The following is a 20,047-nucleotide window of genomic DNA, read 5'->3' on the forward strand; positions in this document are numbered from 1 at the left end:
GTATTGTATTTGTATAACCCTTTCAGAGTTCACAACTCTGAAAGGGTTAAAAAACGGTAGCGATAAAAACTCAAAAAAAATCTTTTAAAATGCGTCTTGTGAACAACCTCGCTCCTGCGTCATTCAGGTGTCCGCAGGAAGAAAAGTACTGGTCGCCTTCCACTGCATTTTCATAATTATGAATTTCAGGGTAGATCTTATTTGCTTTTTCAAAATAATCCAATCCCTTTGTATTGCTGCACATTGGCGTCATCACCGCAATCAAATTGATATTATTGGTAGCACAAATTTGTTTAATCTCTTCATAGTATTTATTATGGATGGGCTTTAAAGCTCTAATGTCATTTTTCATGTTTCCTTTTTTACCAACCTCCAAAGCAGCATATCCTGAATTTTGCAGATGAGCAGTTTTTTTATGGATCATATTAAAAAACATTTCTCTAAATCCAATTTGAGCATCAAAACCAATATATCGATAAAATGGAATGTAATACAATTGCCAAAAATCCTCTTCTCCTGAAAAATGTTCTTTTATAATCTTAGAATCATGAATATATGGCAAAAATTTAGACGCAATCCCATCCGCTCTATTCGCATTAGACAGATTTAAATCGGTTTCAATGATTATATTTTGGATTGAATAATTTCGCGCTACCATTAATTTCAATAACAAAGAAGCCTCAAATAAATGACCGCCACTCATTCCATAATTAAAAGATTTCAATCCTTTTTCTTCAAATAATTGCGTCACAAAATGATTATTAGCTCTGGAAGACCCTAAAATTACCACATCGTAATTTCTTGGCTTCGAGTTGTAAACATAATCAATTTTTCCTCGATTGGAGGCCTGTAGGTAAACAGTCGTATACATAAAATCCAATACCACTAATAGTAAAAATAGTAACACGAGGGTTTTGACCGTAAAAATTAAAAACTGCTTCATTGTTGTTTTATTCTGTATTCTATTTATAGTTTCTTTCTAAATAATCGTTTTTTTTTCATTCCTCATCCCTATCTTTAAAGGTAGGGAAAAGAAACGTCCCATTAATTATTTCAGGTTCATTCTCAATTTTCGGCTCCCTTTAGGGTCGGGGTAAAACGGAAATTAAACTCCAAACGTTCTCAATTTTCGGCTCCCTTTAGGGTCGGGGTAAAACGAAAACCTCCCCTACTTCCTTTTTCCTTCCCCATACCTAAAAGGTGGGAAAAAGAAAGACTACACACTACCATTCAAGAGCACCTGTATTTACGTCTCCATTTAGAGCAGGGTTAAAACGAAAATCTCCGCTACTTCCTTTTTCCTTCCCCATCCCTCAAGGGTCGGAAAAAGAAAGACTACACACTACCATTCAAGAGCACCTATATTTACGTTCCCCTTTAGGGCAGGGTTAAAACGGAAATTAAACTCCAAACGTTCTCAATTTTCGGCTCCCTTTAGGGTCGGGATAAAACGGAAATTCGGATCCCCTACTTCCTTTTTCCTTCCCCATCCCTAAAGGGTGGGAAAAAGAAAGACTGCACACTACTATTCAAGAGCGCCTACATTAACGTCTCCCTTTAGGGTCGGGGTAAAACGGAAATTAAACTCCAAACGTTCTCAATTTCAGTCTCCCTTTAGGGTCGGGGTAAAACGGAAATTCGAATCCCCTACTTCCTTTTTCCTTCCCCATCCCTAAAGGGTGAGAAAAAGAAAGACTACACACTCCCATTCAAGAGCGCCTATATTTACGTCTCCCTTTCGGACAGGGTTAAAACGAAAATTAACCTCCAAACGTTCTCAATTTTCGGCTCCCTTTAGGGTCGGGGTTAAACGGAAATTCGAATCCCCTACTTTCTTTTTCCTTCCCCATCCCTAAAGGGTGGGAAAAAGAAAGACTACACACTCCCATTCAAGAGTACCAGTATTTACGTCTCCCCTTAGAGGAGGATTAAAACGAAAATTAAACTCCAAACGTTCTAGATTTTCGGCTCCCTTTAGGGTCGGGGCAAAACGAAAAGCTCCCCTACTTCCTCTTTCCTTCGCCATCCCTAAAGGGTGAGAAAAAGAAAGACTACACACTCCTATTCAAGAGTACCAGTATTTACGTCTCCCCTTAGAGCAGGATTAAAACGAAAATTAAACTCCAAACGTTCTCAATTTTCGACTCCCTTTAGGGTCGGGGTAAAACGGAAATTCGAATCCCCTACTTTCTTTTTCCTTCCCCATCCCTAAAGGGTGGGAAAAAGAAAGACTACACACTACTATTCAAAAGCACCTATATTTACGTCTCCCTTTAGGGTCGGGGTAAAACGGAAATTCGAATCCCCTACTTCCTTTTTCCTTCCCCATCCCTAAAGGGTGGGAAAAAGAAAGACTACACATTCCTATTTAAGAACACCTATATTTACGTCTCCCTTTAGGGTCGGGGCAAAACGGAAATTCGGATCCCTTTGACGCAAGAGGTGAAACGAAAATCTTTTCCTAAAACTGAAAATAAATAAATTCTTTGTAATCGGAATAGGTTCCTAATGCGATGATGGCTATTAAACACAGCCCTAATTTCAGCCAAGAATACTTCCCAGAAATGGGTTCTACATGCGTTCTACTATTCCATTCAACTACTATAAAAACAGCAACCATTAGGAGTAATTCATAATTGTACCTTTCATTTTCCAGATATTGGGAGAGAAATCGACCATCCGTATACATCCGCTTTATATATTCAAAAGCATCTTCAATCGTTTTTGCCCTAAAAAATATCCAAGCCAAGCACGTTAATGCAAAAGTGCTCAGCATACTGAAAAACACTCGTACTGAGGCAAAATCCCAGTATAATGATACCGTTTCCATATTAGACCGATTCCTTTTCAAAAGTAACAACGGTAAAAAATAGAGGGCATTTATAAATCCCCAAGCAATAAAAGTCCAATTGGCACCATGCCAGAAACCACTCACCAGAAAAATCACGAAAGTATTGCGAATTTTCATCGCCATGCCTCCACTACTTCCTCCTAATGGAATGTATAAATAATCCTTGAACCAAGAAGACAGCGAAATATGCCACCGCCGCCAGAATTCTGCTATGTCTCTGGAGAAATACGGATAATTAAAATTGCGCAACAAATCGATCCCAAACAGTTTAGACATCCCCAGCGCCATATCCGAATAACCGGAGAAATCTCCGTAAATCTGGAAAGCAAAATACACTGCACCAAGCAACAAGGATAGCGAATTCATTGCTTCATAATTATCAAAAATGGCATTGGCATACGTAGCACAGGTATCGGCAATGACCACTTTTTTAACTAATCCCCAAACAAACTGAAAAACGCCTTCCTTGGCTTTTTGAAAGTCAAAACTGCGTTTTACTTTTACCTGTGGCAATAAATGCGTGGCCCGTTCTATAGGACCCGCGACCAGTAATGGAAAATAACTCACAAACAACGAATAATCTATAAAGTTATATTCGGCTTTAATTCTTTTTAAATAGATATCGATTACGTAGGACAATCCATGAAACGTGTAGAAGGAAATCCCTACCGGAAGAATCACGTTTAACAGCAAAGGACTCGTTTGCAATCCAAACCCATTTAGTAAGTTGGAAAATGAATCCGCGAAAAAATTATAATATTTAAATATACCTAGAAAACCGAGATTGATGCTTATACTCAACCAAAACCAAAATTTACGAAGGGGTGCTTTCTTTGCCTTTTCAATTTGAATTCCAGTGTAATAATCTAAAAAAGTCGAGAAAACCAATAGAAACAAAAAGCGCCAATCCCAGCAGGAATAGAAATAATAACTGGCAACAATTAACAGTAAATTTTGGGTGCTTTTATTTTTATTAAAAATAAACCAATACAAGATAAATACGATAGGCAGAAAGAGGGCAAAAGCAAAGGAATTGAAAAACATCTAATATTATTGAACTTTAGTAAATTATTTTTAAGTGATTTTCTACCATTTTTTCTAATGAAAAAGAATCAACGATTAAAGTCCTCGTATTTTTAGTGATTTTAGACTCGCCCAAATATACTTTTTTCAATACATCTTGCAATAAATTGATTTCCTTTACAGTAGTTATAAAACCATTTTCTCCAGTTGTAATGACTTCCTCATTACCGCCAACATTGGTAGTAATCACCGGAACATTAGCGGCTAAACTTTCTAAAATAGAAAGACTAAAACACTCCATGTGGGTAGGCTGTAACATATAATCGTATTGGCATAGTAATTCATTGAGATTGGATTTACTACCCATTAATTGAAAATTTCCTGTCAATCCCTTATCTTTAATTAGTTGTATTAAAACATCTTTGTAAGGGCCATCTCCAAAAACAGCTATTTTAATTTCACTTTTAATAGGCTCCTCTAATTGAGAAACGGCTTGAATTAGATCTTGAATCCCTTTTGATTCTCTAAGATGTGATACCACCATAAATGTTGGTTTGATAACATTTCGGTTTACTCTCACTTTTATATCCTTAATCAACACCCCGTTATAGATGATAATCGTTTTGTTTTTTAAATGGGATCCAAAATCTTTTAGGATTTCACTTACCGTATAATTAGATACTCCGACAAACAAATCGATGTATCTTGAGAACAAAATTCCTTTTACTTTTTTTTCTAGTCTCTTTTTTAACGGATAGCCAGCAATGGGTCTTGGATTGTGATCTATGACTATAATTTTGGCCGACGATAGCTGTTTCAATTTATAAAAAAAAGGGGTGCACAATTCGACAAAATGAGTAATAATATGAGAATACACTAGCTGCTTACTTTTGCATGTCTCTAGAAAAAAAATTTCTAAATTAAGACCGTTGCTCTCCAGGATAGTCAAATTAGAATAGTCCCCATGATGCGAACGATTTGGAAAAAACCAATCTACTTCGAAACCATTCTCTTTGCATTTTGCATCAAACTGCCAGAAGAAATAGTCCATTCCTCCTACCCGTTCTGGTACTAATTCATAGTTGCAAAGGATCGCTATTTTTTTTTCGCTTATGACCATTGTAAAAGCGTTTCGGCGATTCGCTTCCCAGTTCCTTTCAATGGTTTTGAAACCTGCATTTCTAAAAGTTCTTCTCTGTTTGCTTCATCCAAAATAGGATTTTCGAGATAATCATTAATAAAAGTCACGAGATCTTTCTCATTTTTAGCAATTTTTGTTGCCTTAGTATTCACCACATTGATCAGATGAGCATACTTTAAAAACCGTTGATCGTCATATAGACCATTTTCTTTAGTTCCAAAAACAGTATTAATCACCGGTTTCGCAAATTGCATAAAATCTAAACTCATCGTAGACAACATATTGATATTCAAATCAGAATGATTTAATATCCCTCTCAAATCTTTTACGTCTTCAACTGTCGGAACCCGTTGTGACCATTCTTCTTGATGCCCCTTGCGGGACAAATACCATTTGGGGAAATTCCATTTGACGAAAGGAAATTTTTCGGCTACCAAAGCAAATCGAATCGGGTCTTCCGCAGGAGAAGTCCGAACCAATAAAGTAACATCTAATATCCTTTTTTCTAAAATAGCAATTGCAATGGTTTCAATATACAATGCATCATTTTTACTGGTAGAACTATCGCCACAGCTAAAACAAATTATTTTTTTTAACGGGTCTAACTCAAATTTCAAGAGAAATTCTTCTTTATTGACGTAGTATCTATCTAATACATAAGGCTCAAATTGCGGCGTTCCCACTATTTCAATATTTTTGGCTTGCACTGTTTTATAAAAATGCAACAGCTCTTTTTTCATCAAATCACTCCAAACTAAAAAATAATCAAATTCAGCAGCCATTCGCCCTTTCGAGGCCAAATTATCCCAACTAAAAATAAAAGAAACTGTTTTTAATTTCATTTTTTGGGCTTGGTAAGCCAAAGGAGCGATAAACGGTGGACGTTGGTGCGTGAAAAATAACAAATCAAATCTTTCTTTTTCAAAAATTGCCCCGTAGTCTTTAACGATTGGATTATTTTTAAAAGACCATTGCTGTAATTGAGTATAGCACTGAATCCAATTTTCGGAATGAAATATAGAAGTCCACCTAAAAATCAATCGAGTAGCATATCCTCTCGGGTTTTTTGCATTAGATGTATTAGTATTTAAATTGTCTGTGATTCCAAAATTATCTTTTTTATGCAACTTCAAATGCGCCACTTCTTTTGCTTTTCTAAAAAACCACGTGGGGAATTTTTCAGCAAATACAGGCAACTCAATAATCCTAGAATTAATAATAAAATCAGCAAAGATTTCAGCTGGTAAACAAGATAAAATAATGACCTCATCAAACGACTTTTCTACCTCTACTAAAAAATCACTTAATATAAAATTTCTAAAACCAACTCCGTCTGTAATAACTATTCCTATTTTTTTCATTAAAAATCTTTAAACTGTTTTTGATGGTTTAGTTTCCAAATATCGCTTTTTTCTAAAGAATACAGGAACAATTGCGCACTATTTCCATTTCCATAATCTGTATCGGTCCGGTGAACTTGGTGGGTATCAATATCTGTTAAGACATCAATAATACTTTCTTGATGATAATCTACATTTATAATATCGGCATGCACAGCCCTGTTTTGTTGACGAGTTCCTATGTTAATTATTGGAACACCATAATAGGGAGCCTCTCTTATTCCTGCACTGCTGTTTCCTATGATAAACTGACTATTTTTCAGTAAGGTTAAAAAATATTCAAATCGCAAGGATGGGAAAACTCTGAAGCGCGGATTACTTTGCAAACGTTGATACTCTTTTATAATACAACTGCTTCCTAAATCATTGTTAGGATATATCACCACATACTTATGTGTATCCTGCAACAGACTATCAACAAAATCTTTAGCATAATGTTGCATTTCAGTGGATTCAGTGGTCACTGGATGAAACATAACTATAGCAAAATCATCAAAATTGATTTCGTAATAGTCTTTTACAACCGCTAAATTGGGAAGTGTATCCGAGAACATAATATCAATATCCGGCGAACCTATATTAAAAATGGAGGTTTCCATTTCGCCCATTTGCAACAATCGTTTGGCTGCATCCTCATTTGAAACAAAATGAATATGGCTTAATTTACTCACACTATGCCGTATTAATTCATCTACTGTTCCTGATAACTCTCCTCCTTCAATGTGAGCCACCAATATATTATTCAAAGAACCTACAATTGCACCAGCCAGAGTTTCAACGCGGTCACCGTGCACTATAATTAAATCTGGGTTTATTTCTTTGCAGTAGGCAGATAATCCTTCTATTGTTTTGGCCAGCGTCAAATCCATGGTGGTTTCGTGCGTATGATTCTCGAAAATATGAATGTTTTTGAAATTGCATCGCTCAATTTCTAACACAGTATACCCATATTCCTTTAATAAATGCATTCCTGTCACAAAAACAAAAACTTCAAAATCAGGATGGGTATCTAGAATAGAAATGAGTGATTTAATTTTGCCAAAATCTGCTCGTGTTCCGGTAAGAAAAAGGATTTTTTTCATTTTGATAATTTAACCTCTATATTTTCACAATTTGCAAATATACTTTTTTAAACTTACTCTATATCATGTCAAGCGCAGGCAAAATGTTTTCAAAAAAAAACACCATCGCAACTAAAGCATATATTGAGCGAAATACGTAAGACTCGATTTGACATGTTCATTACCCCTCCAGCTATGTCACGTCGAGCGCAGTCGAGACAGAGTATAAAACAATACCTATTTTTTACTTTTTACAAACCAAAAGACTTTAAAAAAGTAAAATTATCCCAACTGTTTAGAACTTTTCAGGCTTATTATGTATGAATTTTACAAGAAAACAGAATCTTTTGAAAGTATAATACATACTACTACTAAAAACTCTACAGGCATTTATAGTTGAACCCGCTACCATTTTCAAAGCGGTAGTAAATTTATAATCGGTATGCCATAGTTGATAACTGCCAATGACTTCGTTTTTATATCTAAAAAAAAGCTGTTCATCGGTTCTTTTTATATCATAGCAAAATATAGCGGGAACAAATTCAATATCATATCCCTGATGGAGTACTCTTTGTGACCATTCTTTATCCTCCATGGTCTGAATATCATCTTTAAATTTGAATTTTTCCCACACCTTTTTATTAAATGCTGAACCGCAAAAAATCACACCAGCTTCATTTGGATTTTCCTTAGACGAAACTTCATTAATGTAGTGTTTGTAATCATTACCATTATGAAGACATCGAAGTCCAGCCAAATTACTGTTTTTTAGAAAACTTATTTTTATAAGTTTAAAAAAATCATGACTAACTGGAAAAGCATGCGCACTAAAAATCACTATTAAGTCATTTCGTGCACTTTCAGCTGCTAAATTAGCACTCCCACCATAAGAAAACTGATCTATAGTCACTTTTTTTACACCCTGTTTTTCAATAATTTGCAAACTATTATCTGAAGATCGATTATCCAACACAATGATTTCATCAATATCCTCTGAATACCTTTTTTTTAAATTAGTAAGCAAAAAATCTAAGGATTCGGCCTGATTTTTATTTCGAATAACAACGGTTATTGTATCATTCATAATCACTCCCATTTAATTGCTCATCGCTATCAATGTCTTGAGTTGCTGTTTTCCCAATGATATCATTATACCGTTCGGCTAAAATAGCTCCAGTTCCCGGACGCTTTACCCAGATATTTTCTTTGGTAAATACCTCTCCTTTTTTTATTGGAGCAATGGAACAAACCGTAGCAAAAGCAAAATCAATCGTTACTTGTTCCTCAAAAGCAGGCTTCTTAGTTCCACCGCGCATCTGCCACATTTCATGAGAACTTGCAATCAACTCCGCACAAGCCTGCTCATCCATACTGCATACAATATCGGGTCCGATGCGTTGCATGCTATCTGTAAAATGACGTTCCAAAATACTAGCGCCCAGCGCAACAGCACCCAAACAAGCATTATTATTTAAAGTATGATCCGACAAACCAAAAACTTTATCGGGAAAAGCATAATGCATTTCCATCATAGCACCAAAACGGACTAAATGAATGGGAGTTGGATATAAATTAGTAGTATGCAACAGCGCGACAGGTACGTTGTGCTTGTCAAAAATAGCCACCGCTTTTGTAATGCTTTCAATGGTATTCATGCCAGTACTTAAAATCACCGGCTTGCCAAAAGCTGCAATATGTTCCAGCAGCGGATAATTATTACATTCTCCAGATCCTATTTTGTACGCTGGAATATCAAATTTCCGCAGCCTTTCTGCAGCCGCTCTTGAAAAAGGGGTAGAAATGAAAATCATACCTTTACTTTCTACATAATTTTTCAGTTCCAATTCATCGGATTCGTTTAAAGAGCAGCGATCCATAATTTCGTAAATCGAAACGGTGGCATTACCTGGAATTACTTTTTTGGCTGCTCCACTCATTTCATCTCCCACAATATGAGTTTGGTGTTTGACTACCTCAGCACCTGCTTTGTGAGCAGCGTCAACCATTTCTTTGGCTACAGATAAAGAACCTTCGTGATTAATTCCTATTTCGGCAATTACTAAGGGAGGATAATCCGGTCCAACTTTTCTGCCTGCAATTTCTATGTATGGATTCATTATTTTTAATGAATGGTTTTAGGTTAAGTTTTAAAATAAATATTTAAAGTAAGCGCACTAAGATTGCTTTGAGCGATGTCAGAAATAAACAATCTCGACTGCGCTCGATTTGACAACAAAATTCTCATATCTCAACAACTGTCACGTCGAGCGCAGTCGAGACGATTTGTTAATTAAATACTCCGCATAATCCAAATCATCTTGGGTATCAATATCTACTGTCGCAAAAATATGATTTACTTCATAAGGGGCGCTATTTTCAGAAACTATTTTGCCCTCCCGTATCAAATTTGCTTTAGTAACGTACAATAATCCATTTTCAAAATAAAGTGGTTCTAAATCCTGACTACGCTGACCTATGGAGTAGTTATAAGGTATAAAACAATTGTTTTGTATTTTTCCTAATTTTTGATGATTCCTAGTCACGGTGAATAAACTGTCGGCATCACTATTGCGATACTTTTCAAAAGCTTCTTGCAGCAATTTCTCTGGTCGCAACGGATTAGTAGGTTGTAGTAACACAACCAATTCTACAGCATCAGGAATACTTTCTAGAACATGTTGGACGCAACTTATCGTAGGCTCAAAATCGCCCGATAAATTATCAGGTCTATCGATTACCCTAGCACCATACTGTAAAGCAATTTTTTTAATTGCTGCATTATCGGTGGTTACATAGATTTCATCAATAATAGACGCATTTCTTTGGGCATATAAAATACTATGAACCAACAAAGGAATTCCTTCTAAAAGCAACAAATTCTTGTTTGGCAAACGTTTTGAGCCACCACGAGCTGGAATTATTACGATAGTTTTCATATTAAAATTGTGGATTACTAAGTTGATTCATTTTTAGTAAAGTTTCAGGATTTACTGGCGCTCGAAATTTTAAAACTGCTGAAGCTTGAGAAAAAACGATAATAATAGTCTTAAAAAATAATTTAAAACATTCCCAATCTGTTAAAGCGTATTTTTTAAAGTTGTGCCAGTACAGTTTTATTATTTTGAGTAAAGGAGACGGATAATAAACTAGATAGTAAAAAGTTGTGTTTTTTAGTTGCTTTTCAAATCTAAAATAATTCTGTTTATTTAATTTTCTTTTCGCAATATTGACCCGATGATTTACTTTTATTGCGTTAGTATATAAAATATCAAAACCCTCAGCTACAACTTCAATTGACAAACAGGATTCCTCTCCATAAATATCAATCCAAACTGGAAATCCGTTTGTCATATCGTAAACGGACTTTCGAATAGCAAATCCACTTCCAATAAATTCAGAACAAAAAAATTCGATATGCTTATTTCCTGATTGTTTGTATGCCTCTTCATCTGATGAAAATACACCTTTTATTTCTTCAAAAGCTAGAATTGCAACTTTTGGATTTGCTTTGAAGAGAATTTCTATTTCCCATACAAAGTTTTTAGTTAGCGGATGTGCATCATCATCGAAACCAATTAAAATTTCAGATTTTGCAAAGGGATAAATTTGATGTCTCGCTGCTGAAGCGCCAATAGACTTTTCTGAAATAAAAAACCTGACCCAGCTCAATTCATCAATAATACTAGGCGAATCATCGGTACAACCATCGAGAAAAACTAAAACCTCAACCGCAGATTTATCAATTAATGAATCAATAATTCTTAAAGTTTTAAGTAATTCTTCTTTTCTGTTTTTAGAAACAATAAGTATTGATGCTTTCAATGTCTTTAAAATTTAACATGATTTCTAAAAAACTTAATAATCTTAATCTCAATATCTTTTGTAAAAAGAAAGCTAATAATTACGAACACGAGAATAAAAAAAAGAGGCATTATTACAGACAAATAATTAGAATTTATAAAATTTTTATTTATCAATAATACTCCAATGTTTTCATGAATTAAATATAAGAAATATGACGACACTCCTACTTTATGTAATACTAAATTATCCAAATATGCTATTTTATTTGGTCTGTAAATCATTAAATAAAATAAAGAGAGGAAGATCAGTATCAACAATATTTTACCAGAATCATAAATACTATTAAAAATTAAAAAAAGAGAAAAGAAGAAAAAAACAAATAATAATAAGTTTGAATTTCTAATTTGTCTCGCTCGATTATTAAATAACACATAAAAAGCCGAACCCAAACAGAAAAAAGGAAGTGCATCAATTAAATTAAAAATTGTCATCAAAGACTTTAACTTTAAAATTATGTAATCATTAGTGTATATATGTGATAAAAGCCAGCTAAAGACAGCAAGTAAAATAGCAGTGCCAAAAAACCAAAAATATTCTTTTTTTGAAACAAAGAAGTAAAAAAAAGATGCAAAAATATAAAATTGAATTTCAATTCAAAGACTCCAATAGGAACCACTAATGTAATTAAAATCAAATTGATAGCCAGTTAATGAAGAAATTAAATCAGGCTGAATAAATGTAAGGCTAACAAAAACATTTATAACCTGATGGCTTGTTGGGAAAAGTAATTTATCATCGAAAAATATAAAAATTAAGTAAGTAATTATTGAAGCAAAAAACATAGATGGTATCAATCTAAGAAATCGATTCCACCAAAATTGTAAAAAAAATTTGGTGTTGTCAAGAGTGTAGAAAATAACAAAGCCACTGATCATAAAAAAAAAATGAACTCCAAACTTTCCAAGTCTAAAAAAATCATATTTGTTTTGATATGGATAATATTCGATCCACCTCGAAAAAAAATGGTAGAAAATAACCATTAGAATGGCAATTCCTCTGTAACTATCTAAAAGACTGATTCTTTCGTTTCTCATCTAATTTATCTGGCTTCGAATTAATCTCAATTTATTTATAAATTTTACTCTGATTAAAATTAACATCCAAATTTTTGGATTTAATCTATTCTTTCCTGAACGTTTCCATAAGTCTAATACTTTCCGAGCGAGCATGTAACTAAATTGTTCTTTATCCTCTGTGACTAATTCTTGATGATAATTTAAAAAAAGACTATTAAACGAATCAATCAAGATATTTAGTTTCAGATAAAAATTTTCTTTAACGCTTTCACTCGTTTCATAATATAACTCATATACTTGATCGGGTGAAAGAATAATATTGAAAGTTTTCCAGTACTCTGAAAGTATAATAGATCGTTCTTTTAGATGTAACACTGCATTTTCTGAAGACCGATGATTACTAGTTGAAACTATTCTATTCTTACTTAGGAAATCTGGCAAATTAATTATAATATTTTTTTTTACGATCTTAGTCCATAATTCCCAATCTTCGCAAGTTTTAATATTAATGTTGTATCGAAAGTAATTCTTTATTAAGATTGATCTAAAAATAATCGTTTGGTGTCCAAAAGAAGCTGAAAAAAGTAAATACAATTTTATGTAATTATAATTTTCTGGCTGTAACCAATTAATTATTCTTAATTCATTCATATTCTTTAGCCAGTAAGCCTGAGTGCCGGACATTGCGATTTCGGGATTCATTTCCATAAAGTCAATTTGTTTTTGAAATCTTTCTGGAAATGCCCAATCATCTGCGTCCATTCTGGCAATAAACTCATATTGTGGCAATAACAAATCCAAGCCACAATTTAAGGTTGCTGCAATACCGAGATTTCTATCATTTTTTATATAAAAAATTCTGCTATCAGTATAACTATGAATGACACTTTGAGTTTCGTCAGTTGAGAAATCATCGTATATGTAAAAATCAAAATCAGAATAGGTTTGATTTAATATTGAATCAATACTTTCACGCAAATAGACAGCGCAGTTATAAGCTGGCATTAATACAGCTAATTTTTTCATTTAATAATAGTTTCTTTAATGAAATTTATAGCACTTTGATTTACTGACAAATCAAATTTTCTCGCAAATAGAAAATCACATTTAATATTATTTTCTAGCTCTTCAACTGTCAAGTATGCTGGATTTGGTTCAGCTTTACTAAAATGAATTAAATGTTTAGAGATATTTGTGATAGAAAATTGTTGCTGAATATCATAATTTAAAATTAAAGTGGCAAAATACAATTCGTCAGATGCTAGTGTGTATTTAAAAATGGAGTTGAATTTAGAATTGTCGTTACTAATTTTTATCACAAATTTTATTAAATCGTGGTTCAATATCATCCACTGACTATGACCATAAATTGTAAACTGTGGATATTGTTTCTTAAACCGATTTAAAGGGCTCAAAAAGGCCATTCCCACTTTTTTAAATATGTTATTTATCCAGTAATTAAGTTTTTTATTTTTTTTATATCCAAATAAAAATAAGTTTTCTAAGCGAAAAAAACCACCTCCCCACCATTTTTCATAGGGTAACTGCCAGTGATGCATAAAAGAGATGCTCTGATTTGTCTCTAAAAATGAATGAATTTCGTGATTAGCTTTTAATGGTAAATCTTCTCCTGACAGCATAATGAAGTGATATGTATCCATGAAATAATTTAATTTCATAAATTCATTCACCTCAACCATTGCATTTAATGTGGCCCTGACTAAACTAAATTTGCCCCACTCGCATTCTACACGTTTTTTGATCAAATAAACTTTTAAATTTTTAGATAAATTTTGAAATTTATCTTGATTAACTTTCTTGTCAATATGGATGAAAAAAAATGATTTTCCGTCATCTAAAAGAGAAACTAATTCCAGAATTTGATTGGGGTTTTTGTGAGCTAAAATAAAATAGACTTTATAATACATTTAGATTGTATTTAAAATTGCTACCAACTTATCAGCAAAAATTAAAGCAGGATTTTCTGGAATTTGATTTATAATCGCTTTTTTTGCATTGGTCCCTAAAGTCTTCCAATTTAACCTTTGTTGCCAAGCTCTTTCTAAAGCTTCATCAACATACTCTGGTCTTGGTGCAGCAGCTATAAATCCATTTAGATTGTCAGTAATTAATTCTGTATTTCCACTTATATTGGTAACAATAGCTATTCTTTCACAAAGCATTGCTTCAACAATTACAAGCGGTAATCCCTCGAAACGCGAGGTTAAAATTAATCCCTGATTTGTTCGCCAAATATCTATTGGCTCGGTATAAGGGTGAATAAAAACGTTATTCAATTGGTACATATTTATAAGATCTTTTAGATTTTCTAAATCATTTCCGGTACCATAAAAGTTGACAATTAGATTTCTTTTTTTCCATTTTTCAGATGAAAGAACTTGCAACAAAACATCTTGGCCTTTAGCAAAAAAATCATATCTACCAACACACGCTAAATGAAAATCATTCTGGATAGGAAAATCTAAGTCAATACTATGAGATACGTTAAAAGGATTTCGAATAACTACAGCGTTATCAAGAAAAAAGCCCAATTGATTCTGAGTGACCACAAGATTATCGGCACTGACGAAGTAATTGGCAACACTGTTCTCAAAACCCATTCTCATCTTTTTCCTCAAAACAATATTAGGCCATAATCCTTCATTTACAGCATGCGAAATTGTTATATATTTTAGTTGATTTCTTACTGCGAATGCCATTGTATCGACTCCATTAAAATTATAACCTTGATTTATAACTAATAAATCAGGTTTAAAATTTAATATAAAAGATAGTCTTTCATTTTTTTTCTTGAATCGATTTTTATAAGGTAAACAGCGATTTAAAACTCTTTTATAAAAAGATAAATCAGCATTTGAAAATTTAAAAACCTTGAGTTTTTCTTCGCTTTGTAAAATGTTAATTTCATCTGGAATTGCAAGCCTATCATCAATACAAATGCCGATTTTGAAATTATTTGAAACTAATTCTACAACAGTTTTCGACCACAATAACTCACTGCCACCCCAGCAAATATTCTCGGTTGTAAATAATATTTTTTTATAATTGTACATCTAGAAATTTAACTTTCGCTTTAATTTTTTTAAAATGATTTTAGTAATACGATTCATAGAGGGCTCCTCTTTAAGTTTTTTATTTTCAATCAAACATTCACGAAAATAATATAGATGCTTTAATTCTTTTTTACTGAAAATATAGTTCAGTAAAACATCTCTTTTTTTCCAAGCGTCACTAAGCATTGAATGATCTCGCACGCGATAATCGAAAAAAATCTCATCAACGTATTTAAATTGACAACCTGAATTTCCCATACGTAACCATAAATCCCAGTCTTCAAAACCCATTAATGGCATATTTTCATCATAACCACCTAGTTTTTCCCATGTTGATTTCCTAAAACCAGCGCACGCATCAATATAATTATTAAGCAACATTTCCTTAAAATCGAATGGCTTTGATTGCCATACTGTGTTTTTATTACCAAAATTCTGAGCGTTACCGTGAACAACGTCAATAGCTTGATTGTTTTTTAGTATTTCAATTGTTTTTTCTAAAAAAATCGGTCGCAACTTATTATCGGCATCAAGTATAATGATAAATTCACCCTTGGACTCTTTTATTCCATTGTTTCTTGCTTTAGCTAAACCTAAATTAGGTTGGTTTATCAGTGTAATCGACAAGTCATTTTTAGAAATCAATTCAATAATTTGATTGGTTAACGCATCTGTTGAACCATCATTGACTACTATGATTTCGTATTCTTGAATATTACAATATTCTTGTACGCTCTCAATTGCTTCTTGAAGAAATTCGCCGAGGTTGTAGCAGGTAATAATGATGGAAAGAAATGGTTTATGCATACTTTCAAAAATTATTGAATTGAGTTTTGAAGTAATTATATCCGATTCCCTTAAAAGCGGCTAATTTAGTTAAATGATAAAATATTATAATAGTACCAAAAAACATAATTTTGTGATTGAAAATACCTTTCTTATACGCCAAAAAAGAAAATAAAAAAAAATATTTAAAGTGTAAATTATCAAAAATTAAAATATTAAACATTTTTTTAAAATAAAAAATTGAATCTTTTTCATTTTTTTCTAAATGTAAGTTAAAAAAAATGTAATTATTTTTAACCTCCGTTTTAGATTTTCTGAAATTGCTACTTATTTTTTGTCTGTAAAAACAATCTGGAGTTTCAAAATTAGCAAACTTTAATTGATACCCTTTTTTCAAACTTCTTAAATGTAATTCTGGATCTTCAATCATCGTCATTTTCTCCATAAACCCTTTTAATTCGATTAATACATTTTTTTTCCAGAGCGGCGCAGTAATCACAAATGGATGATTTCCTTTCATAAATTCTTGCCTGCAATAAATACTTTCATTTCCAACACCCATTTTTTTATATACAAATTTGATATTATCGGTATTTTTAATAAAAGCTACCATCTTAAAAATCCAAAAATCAAATTGTAAATTTTGTAAAGCAAAATTTATTCTATCTTGCAAGCATGTTATGCTAAGCAAATCATCTGAATCTAAGAAAATAACATATTCACCTTTGGATTTTTCAACCCCATAATTTCGACAGGAAGACGGTCCTTTTAATTTTGAGTTTGGACGATCGTAGTAAAAAAATCGCCTATCTTTTTCATTAAAATGCACAAAGATTTCTAAAGAATTATCCGTTGACCCATCATCAACTATAATACATTCCCAATTAATATAACTTTGTGCTACGACAGAATCTAAGGTTTCACTAATGAGATGTGCTCGGTTATAAGTAGGGATTATTATGGAAACTAGGGGGTTCATTATATTTGATTTTTTATTTTTTGGATTACTTCTAACCATTCTCTCCCAAACTTAGCGTCTGGTTCTAAATGATTTCCTTCTGCCCATTCATTCCATGATTTAATAACAATCAATTGCGGATTAGCTTTATTTTTTTTTAATTCCTTGATAGCGTTATTAAAATGATTAAACCAAGCTTGCGGATTTGCATTTTTAAAAATCAAAGATTGTAAACCAGAACGGGCAGTATTATCCCAGTTAGGAAAAACACATTGAATATACTTACTATGTGGAAATAAAACATTAAATTTCATGATCCCTTTAGAATAATCCAATATTAAAGGTTTTTTTCTATGTTCCACCACATCAGTATACCCGCTTTTTGCGAGTATTCTATTTTCTAATTTACCTAGAAATGATTGTCTGTCATAATAAGTTTTTTGCTGATATCTGATGTCATTAAAAACGTCCATACCCACTACCCCATAAATACTTTCATTGTTAATTACATTTTTTGAATCCACATTGCCTGTCGCAACAAAATGGATTCCATTAAACCCCATTTTAATTGCTAATTTGTTAAAGATTTCAATAAAATTGTTGAGATCAGGAATATGGTCCAGTCGATAAATATGAAACATCGGTTTATTATTGACTTTTATGTACCTTTCATCTTTGAAAAAAGGAAGCAAATAATTGAAATAAGCGATGTAGTCCTCTTCTCCTTGATAAGTTTGTTCTATCAAAACATAAGGATTATCTAAACCGTGCCAAATACCCTTCCATGTTTCATTTGCCCAGCAAAAACAAAATGGTAGTGAGATATTTTTGTTTTTCAACATCGCTTCAGCGGGTTTCTCCAGAAGCATTTTACCATTCCCAAACCAATACTGGTAATAAATAAAACCATCAATACCGTAGTCCTCAGCTAATTTAGCTTGCTGTTCTTGCACTTCCGGTAATCTTAAGTCATAAAACCCTAATTCCCCTGGCAAAATAGGTTGGTAATGCCCTTTAAACAACGGTTTCGCTTTAGTTACATTTGTCCATTCTGTAAATCCTTTTCCCCACCAAGCATCATTTTCAGGAATAGGATGGAATTGAGGAAGATAATAGGCTAGGAATTTAATGCTATTGGACATTTATTTCTTGAGTATTTTATTTGGAATATATAATTTAATAATTTTTTTAAAAATTTTAACTTTAAACTTTGAACTTGACTCTCGAAAAATAAGTACAAAATATATTAAGATTTTAAAATCAAATTGATAATTCAAAAAAGCATCGATAAATTGCAGTCCATTATCTATTTCCGTCTTTTGTAGCTCTTTCAATTTCTTTTTATTCTCAAAAACAACTACTGGCAAAAATGAATTGTAAATTCTATGAAATTTTAAAGTAGAAACATACCAAGAAATATCTATGACACCATTTGAAAAGTGCTCGATTAATATATCTTTTGTAACAACAACTTTCTTCCCTGCTTTTAAAGTTTCTAGAGAAAGGTTCAAATCATAATTATGAAAACCTTTCAGTTTAGTGTTAAATCGTATTTTGGATTTTCTCATTACCATAAATACACCATCAATTACCGCCACTTCTTGAACAACCCCATTTTTCAAACCATACAACCAATTTTCAATTTTCTCAATAGAAATATGTTGTATAATATTAATATGTTTCAAATTATCTGGACAGTTCCACCAACCAGAAGGCATTTTAGTTTTCACTTCGCTGCCAGCCACACCAATTAGACCTATATTTTCATCTAATTTGAATATCTCATTGACTATGTTACCCCAGCCTTGTGTGTGAAACAAAATATCATCATGTATAAAACACAAATACTCCCCCTTACTTCTTTCAATTCCTAAATTATAAGCTTCAAAAATTGAATATTGATTTTCTGCATTATCTATAACTATCAATTCATATTCACGGCCGATGGTTTTGTCAATATTTAATGATAAATCATTTGGAATAGTATTTTTTCTGGAACATATTATTATGGAAATCATTGTTTTTACCCTTAAAAACTATCTGTTAATATTATTTTTATTTGAAAAAATCTTCTCATTTACAAGAATCATTAAACCATATAATCCTTTAGACTTATAGGCCTTATTAATAGAATTTATTCTTAAAATCTTATTAATCGCAAATTTAATTGCGCTTGTAAAGCTTTCTTCTATTTTTGGAATTGGAAAATTGTCAATTGGTATAATAATCTCACCTTTCATTTCAGAAATTGGAGGTTTCATTAATTTCTTTTGAATAACCAAAACACTATCATAATAATGCAATGAATATGTGTTTTTTGTAAAGTCAATCACTTTAAGTCGCTGATCTTTTGAATGCCAAGCATTTATTAAATCAATAAAATTTTTACTGTATTCAATAAAACTTTTTTGGTTTTTATAACCTCCCTGATATTCCTTCCAATACGAAGTGTGCAGATCTTCACATAAATATAAACCATCGTCTTTAATATGACTATACAGTTCCTCAAATGAAACTATTTGTTGATTCATTGTATGTCCTCCATCATCTATTAAAATATCAAATTTCGGCACCTGCGTTTTAACATAAGCTAAAAACTCTTTGTCTTCTTGCGAGCCAATAAATATTTTTGTTTTTTCAGTCTCAAACTGCTTACACATTGGATTAATATCTATAGCAAATATTTGAGCTTCCTCACCAAAGTAATCTCGCCACATATTTAAAGATCCCCCTTGATAAACACCAATTTCTAAAATAACTATTGGTTTGTTTTTATACTTATTGAACCAGAAATCATATATGTCAAAATAATGAATCCATTTATGAATGCAGTTACCCGTATTATTATTAAAATAATCTTGAAATTGTGACAT

At 32.4% G+C, this 20,047-nt stretch carries 18 protein-coding genes; all 18 read right to left on the reverse strand.

The window, feature by feature from the left end:
- Positions 1 to 70: 70 nt before the first annotated feature.
- Positions 71 to 943, reverse strand: a complete 873-nt coding sequence (locus IWX84_RS03180; RefSeq protein ID WP_196849322.1) for a hypothetical protein — start codon at positions 941 to 943, stop codon at positions 71 to 73.
- 1,518 nt (positions 944 to 2,461) lie between these two features.
- Positions 2,462 to 3,895 (reverse strand): MBOAT family O-acyltransferase, encoded by a 1,434-nt coding sequence (locus IWX84_RS03185; protein WP_196849323.1) that lies wholly within the window; start codon positions 3,893 to 3,895, stop codon positions 2,462 to 2,464.
- Positions 3,896 to 3,911: 16 nt separating this feature from the next.
- Positions 3,912 to 4,994, reverse strand: coding sequence for a glycosyltransferase family 4 protein (locus tag IWX84_RS03190; RefSeq protein WP_231385398.1), 1,083 nt, complete (start codon positions 4,992 to 4,994; stop codon positions 3,912 to 3,914).
- On the reverse strand, positions 4,985 to 6,376 hold the full coding sequence (locus tag IWX84_RS03195) for a hypothetical protein (RefSeq protein ID WP_196849324.1): 1,392 nt from the start codon (positions 6,374 to 6,376) through the stop codon (positions 4,985 to 4,987). The genes IWX84_RS03190 and IWX84_RS03195 overlap by 10 nt, the downstream gene beginning before the upstream one ends.
- Complete coding sequence (gene neuC / locus IWX84_RS03200) at positions 6,376 to 7,497, reverse strand: UDP-N-acetylglucosamine 2-epimerase (RefSeq protein ID WP_196849325.1); 1,122 nt, start codon at positions 7,495 to 7,497, stop codon at positions 6,376 to 6,378. Before neuC ends, IWX84_RS03195 begins: the two co-directional genes overlap by 1 nt.
- Before the next feature lie 274 nt (positions 7,498 to 7,771).
- On the reverse strand, positions 7,772 to 8,560 hold the full coding sequence (locus IWX84_RS03205) for a glycosyltransferase (RefSeq protein ID WP_196849326.1): 789 nt from the start codon (positions 8,558 to 8,560) through the stop codon (positions 7,772 to 7,774).
- Positions 8,553 to 9,593, reverse strand: coding sequence for an N-acetylneuraminate synthase family protein (locus IWX84_RS03210; RefSeq protein ID WP_196849327.1), 1,041 nt, complete (start codon positions 9,591 to 9,593; stop codon positions 8,553 to 8,555). The genes IWX84_RS03205 and IWX84_RS03210 overlap by 8 nt, the downstream gene beginning before the upstream one ends.
- 141 nt (positions 9,594 to 9,734) lie before the next feature.
- Positions 9,735 to 10,412: a cytidylyltransferase domain-containing protein gene (locus tag IWX84_RS03215; RefSeq protein ID WP_196849328.1), complete on the reverse strand. Its 678-nt coding sequence runs from the start codon at positions 10,410 to 10,412 to the stop codon at positions 9,735 to 9,737.
- Position 10,413: 1 nt separating this feature from the next.
- Positions 10,414 to 11,298: a glycosyltransferase family 2 protein gene (locus tag IWX84_RS03220; protein WP_196849329.1), complete on the reverse strand. Its 885-nt coding sequence runs from the start codon at positions 11,296 to 11,298 to the stop codon at positions 10,414 to 10,416.
- 635 nt (positions 11,299 to 11,933) lie between these two features.
- On the reverse strand, positions 11,934 to 12,374 hold the full coding sequence (locus IWX84_RS03225; RefSeq protein WP_196849330.1) for an acyltransferase family protein: 441 nt from the start codon (positions 12,372 to 12,374) through the stop codon (positions 11,934 to 11,936).
- Complete coding sequence (locus tag IWX84_RS03230) at positions 12,375 to 13,382, reverse strand: glycosyltransferase family 2 protein (protein WP_196849331.1); 1,008 nt, start codon at positions 13,380 to 13,382, stop codon at positions 12,375 to 12,377.
- Positions 13,379 to 14,284 carry a beta-1,6-N-acetylglucosaminyltransferase gene (locus IWX84_RS03235; protein WP_196849332.1) on the reverse strand — a complete coding sequence of 302 codons (906 nt, stop codon included), beginning with the start codon at positions 14,282 to 14,284 and terminating at the stop codon, positions 13,379 to 13,381. The genes IWX84_RS03230 and IWX84_RS03235 overlap by 4 nt, the downstream gene beginning before the upstream one ends.
- Positions 14,285 to 15,430: a glycosyltransferase gene (locus IWX84_RS03240; protein WP_196849333.1), complete on the reverse strand. Its 1,146-nt coding sequence runs from the start codon at positions 15,428 to 15,430 to the stop codon at positions 14,285 to 14,287.
- Positions 15,431 to 16,237 (reverse strand): glycosyltransferase family 2 protein, encoded by an 807-nt coding sequence (locus IWX84_RS03245; RefSeq protein WP_196849334.1) that lies wholly within the window; start codon positions 16,235 to 16,237, stop codon positions 15,431 to 15,433.
- A gap of 4 nt (positions 16,238 to 16,241) precedes the next feature.
- A complete protein-coding gene (locus IWX84_RS03250; protein WP_196849335.1) occupies positions 16,242 to 17,234 on the reverse strand; it encodes a glycosyltransferase family 2 protein in 993 nt (330 codons plus the stop codon).
- Positions 17,195 to 18,316 carry a glycoside hydrolase family 99-like domain-containing protein gene (locus tag IWX84_RS03255; protein WP_196849336.1) on the reverse strand — a complete coding sequence of 374 codons (1,122 nt, stop codon included), beginning with the start codon at positions 18,314 to 18,316 and terminating at the stop codon, positions 17,195 to 17,197. Before IWX84_RS03255 ends, IWX84_RS03250 begins: the two co-directional genes overlap by 40 nt.
- Positions 18,317 to 19,192 (reverse strand): glycosyltransferase, encoded by an 876-nt coding sequence (locus IWX84_RS03260; RefSeq protein ID WP_196849337.1) that lies wholly within the window; start codon positions 19,190 to 19,192, stop codon positions 18,317 to 18,319.
- Positions 19,193 to 19,210: 18 nt separating this feature from the next.
- Positions 19,211 to 20,047, reverse strand: coding sequence for a class I SAM-dependent methyltransferase (locus tag IWX84_RS03265; protein WP_196849338.1), 837 nt, complete (start codon positions 20,045 to 20,047; stop codon positions 19,211 to 19,213).

Origin of the sequence: Flavobacterium sp. CG_9.10 (assembly GCF_015752245.1) — a bacterium.
GTDB lineage: Bacteria > Bacteroidota > Bacteroidia > Flavobacteriales > Flavobacteriaceae > Flavobacterium.

What these genes read in the sequence shown, in the direction of transcription:
- neuC (WP_196849325.1), bottom strand. Translation starts at nt 7,497, where the DNA reads ATGAAAAAAATCCTTTTTCTTACCGGAACACGAGCAGATTTTGGCAAA.
- IWX84_RS03250 (WP_196849335.1), bottom strand. Translation starts at nt 17,234, where the DNA reads ATGGTTAGAAGTAATCCAAAAAATAAAAAATCAAATATAATGAACCCC.
- IWX84_RS03265 (WP_196849338.1), bottom strand. Translation starts at nt 20,047, where the DNA reads ATGTCACAATTTCAAGATTATTTTAATAATAATACGGGTAACTGCATT.
- IWX84_RS03185 (WP_196849323.1), bottom strand. Translation starts at nt 3,895, where the DNA reads ATGTTTTTCAATTCCTTTGCTTTTGCCCTCTTTCTGCCTATCGTATTT.
- IWX84_RS03255 (WP_196849336.1), bottom strand. Translation starts at nt 18,316, where the DNA reads ATGTCCAATAGCATTAAATTCCTAGCCTATTATCTTCCTCAATTCCAT.
- IWX84_RS03235 (WP_196849332.1), bottom strand. Translation starts at nt 14,284, where the DNA reads ATGTATTATAAAGTCTATTTTATTTTAGCTCACAAAAACCCCAATCAA.
- IWX84_RS03225 (WP_196849330.1), bottom strand. Translation starts at nt 12,374, where the DNA reads ATGAGAAACGAAAGAATCAGTCTTTTAGATAGTTACAGAGGAATTGCC.
- IWX84_RS03190 (WP_231385398.1), bottom strand. Translation starts at nt 4,994, where the DNA reads ATGGTCATAAGCGAAAAAAAAATAGCGATCCTTTGCAACTATGAATTA.
- IWX84_RS03260 (WP_196849337.1), bottom strand. Translation starts at nt 19,192, where the DNA reads ATGATTTCCATAATAATATGTTCCAGAAAAAATACTATTCCAAATGAT.
- IWX84_RS03245 (WP_196849334.1), bottom strand. Translation starts at nt 16,237, where the DNA reads ATGCATAAACCATTTCTTTCCATCATTATTACCTGCTACAACCTCGGC.
- IWX84_RS03205 (WP_196849326.1), bottom strand. Translation starts at nt 8,560, where the DNA reads ATGAATGATACAATAACCGTTGTTATTCGAAATAAAAATCAGGCCGAA.
- IWX84_RS03195 (WP_196849324.1), bottom strand. Translation starts at nt 6,376, where the DNA reads ATGAAAAAAATAGGAATAGTTATTACAGACGGAGTTGGTTTTAGAAAT.
- IWX84_RS03240 (WP_196849333.1), bottom strand. Translation starts at nt 15,430, where the DNA reads ATGTACAATTATAAAAAAATATTATTTACAACCGAGAATATTTGCTGG.
- IWX84_RS03180 (WP_196849322.1), bottom strand. Translation starts at nt 943, where the DNA reads ATGAAGCAGTTTTTAATTTTTACGGTCAAAACCCTCGTGTTACTATTT.
- IWX84_RS03210 (WP_196849327.1), bottom strand. Translation starts at nt 9,593, where the DNA reads ATGAATCCATACATAGAAATTGCAGGCAGAAAAGTTGGACCGGATTAT.
- IWX84_RS03230 (WP_196849331.1), bottom strand. Translation starts at nt 13,382, where the DNA reads ATGAAAAAATTAGCTGTATTAATGCCAGCTTATAACTGCGCTGTCTAT.
- IWX84_RS03215 (WP_196849328.1), bottom strand. Translation starts at nt 10,412, where the DNA reads ATGAAAACTATCGTAATAATTCCAGCTCGTGGTGGCTCAAAACGTTTG.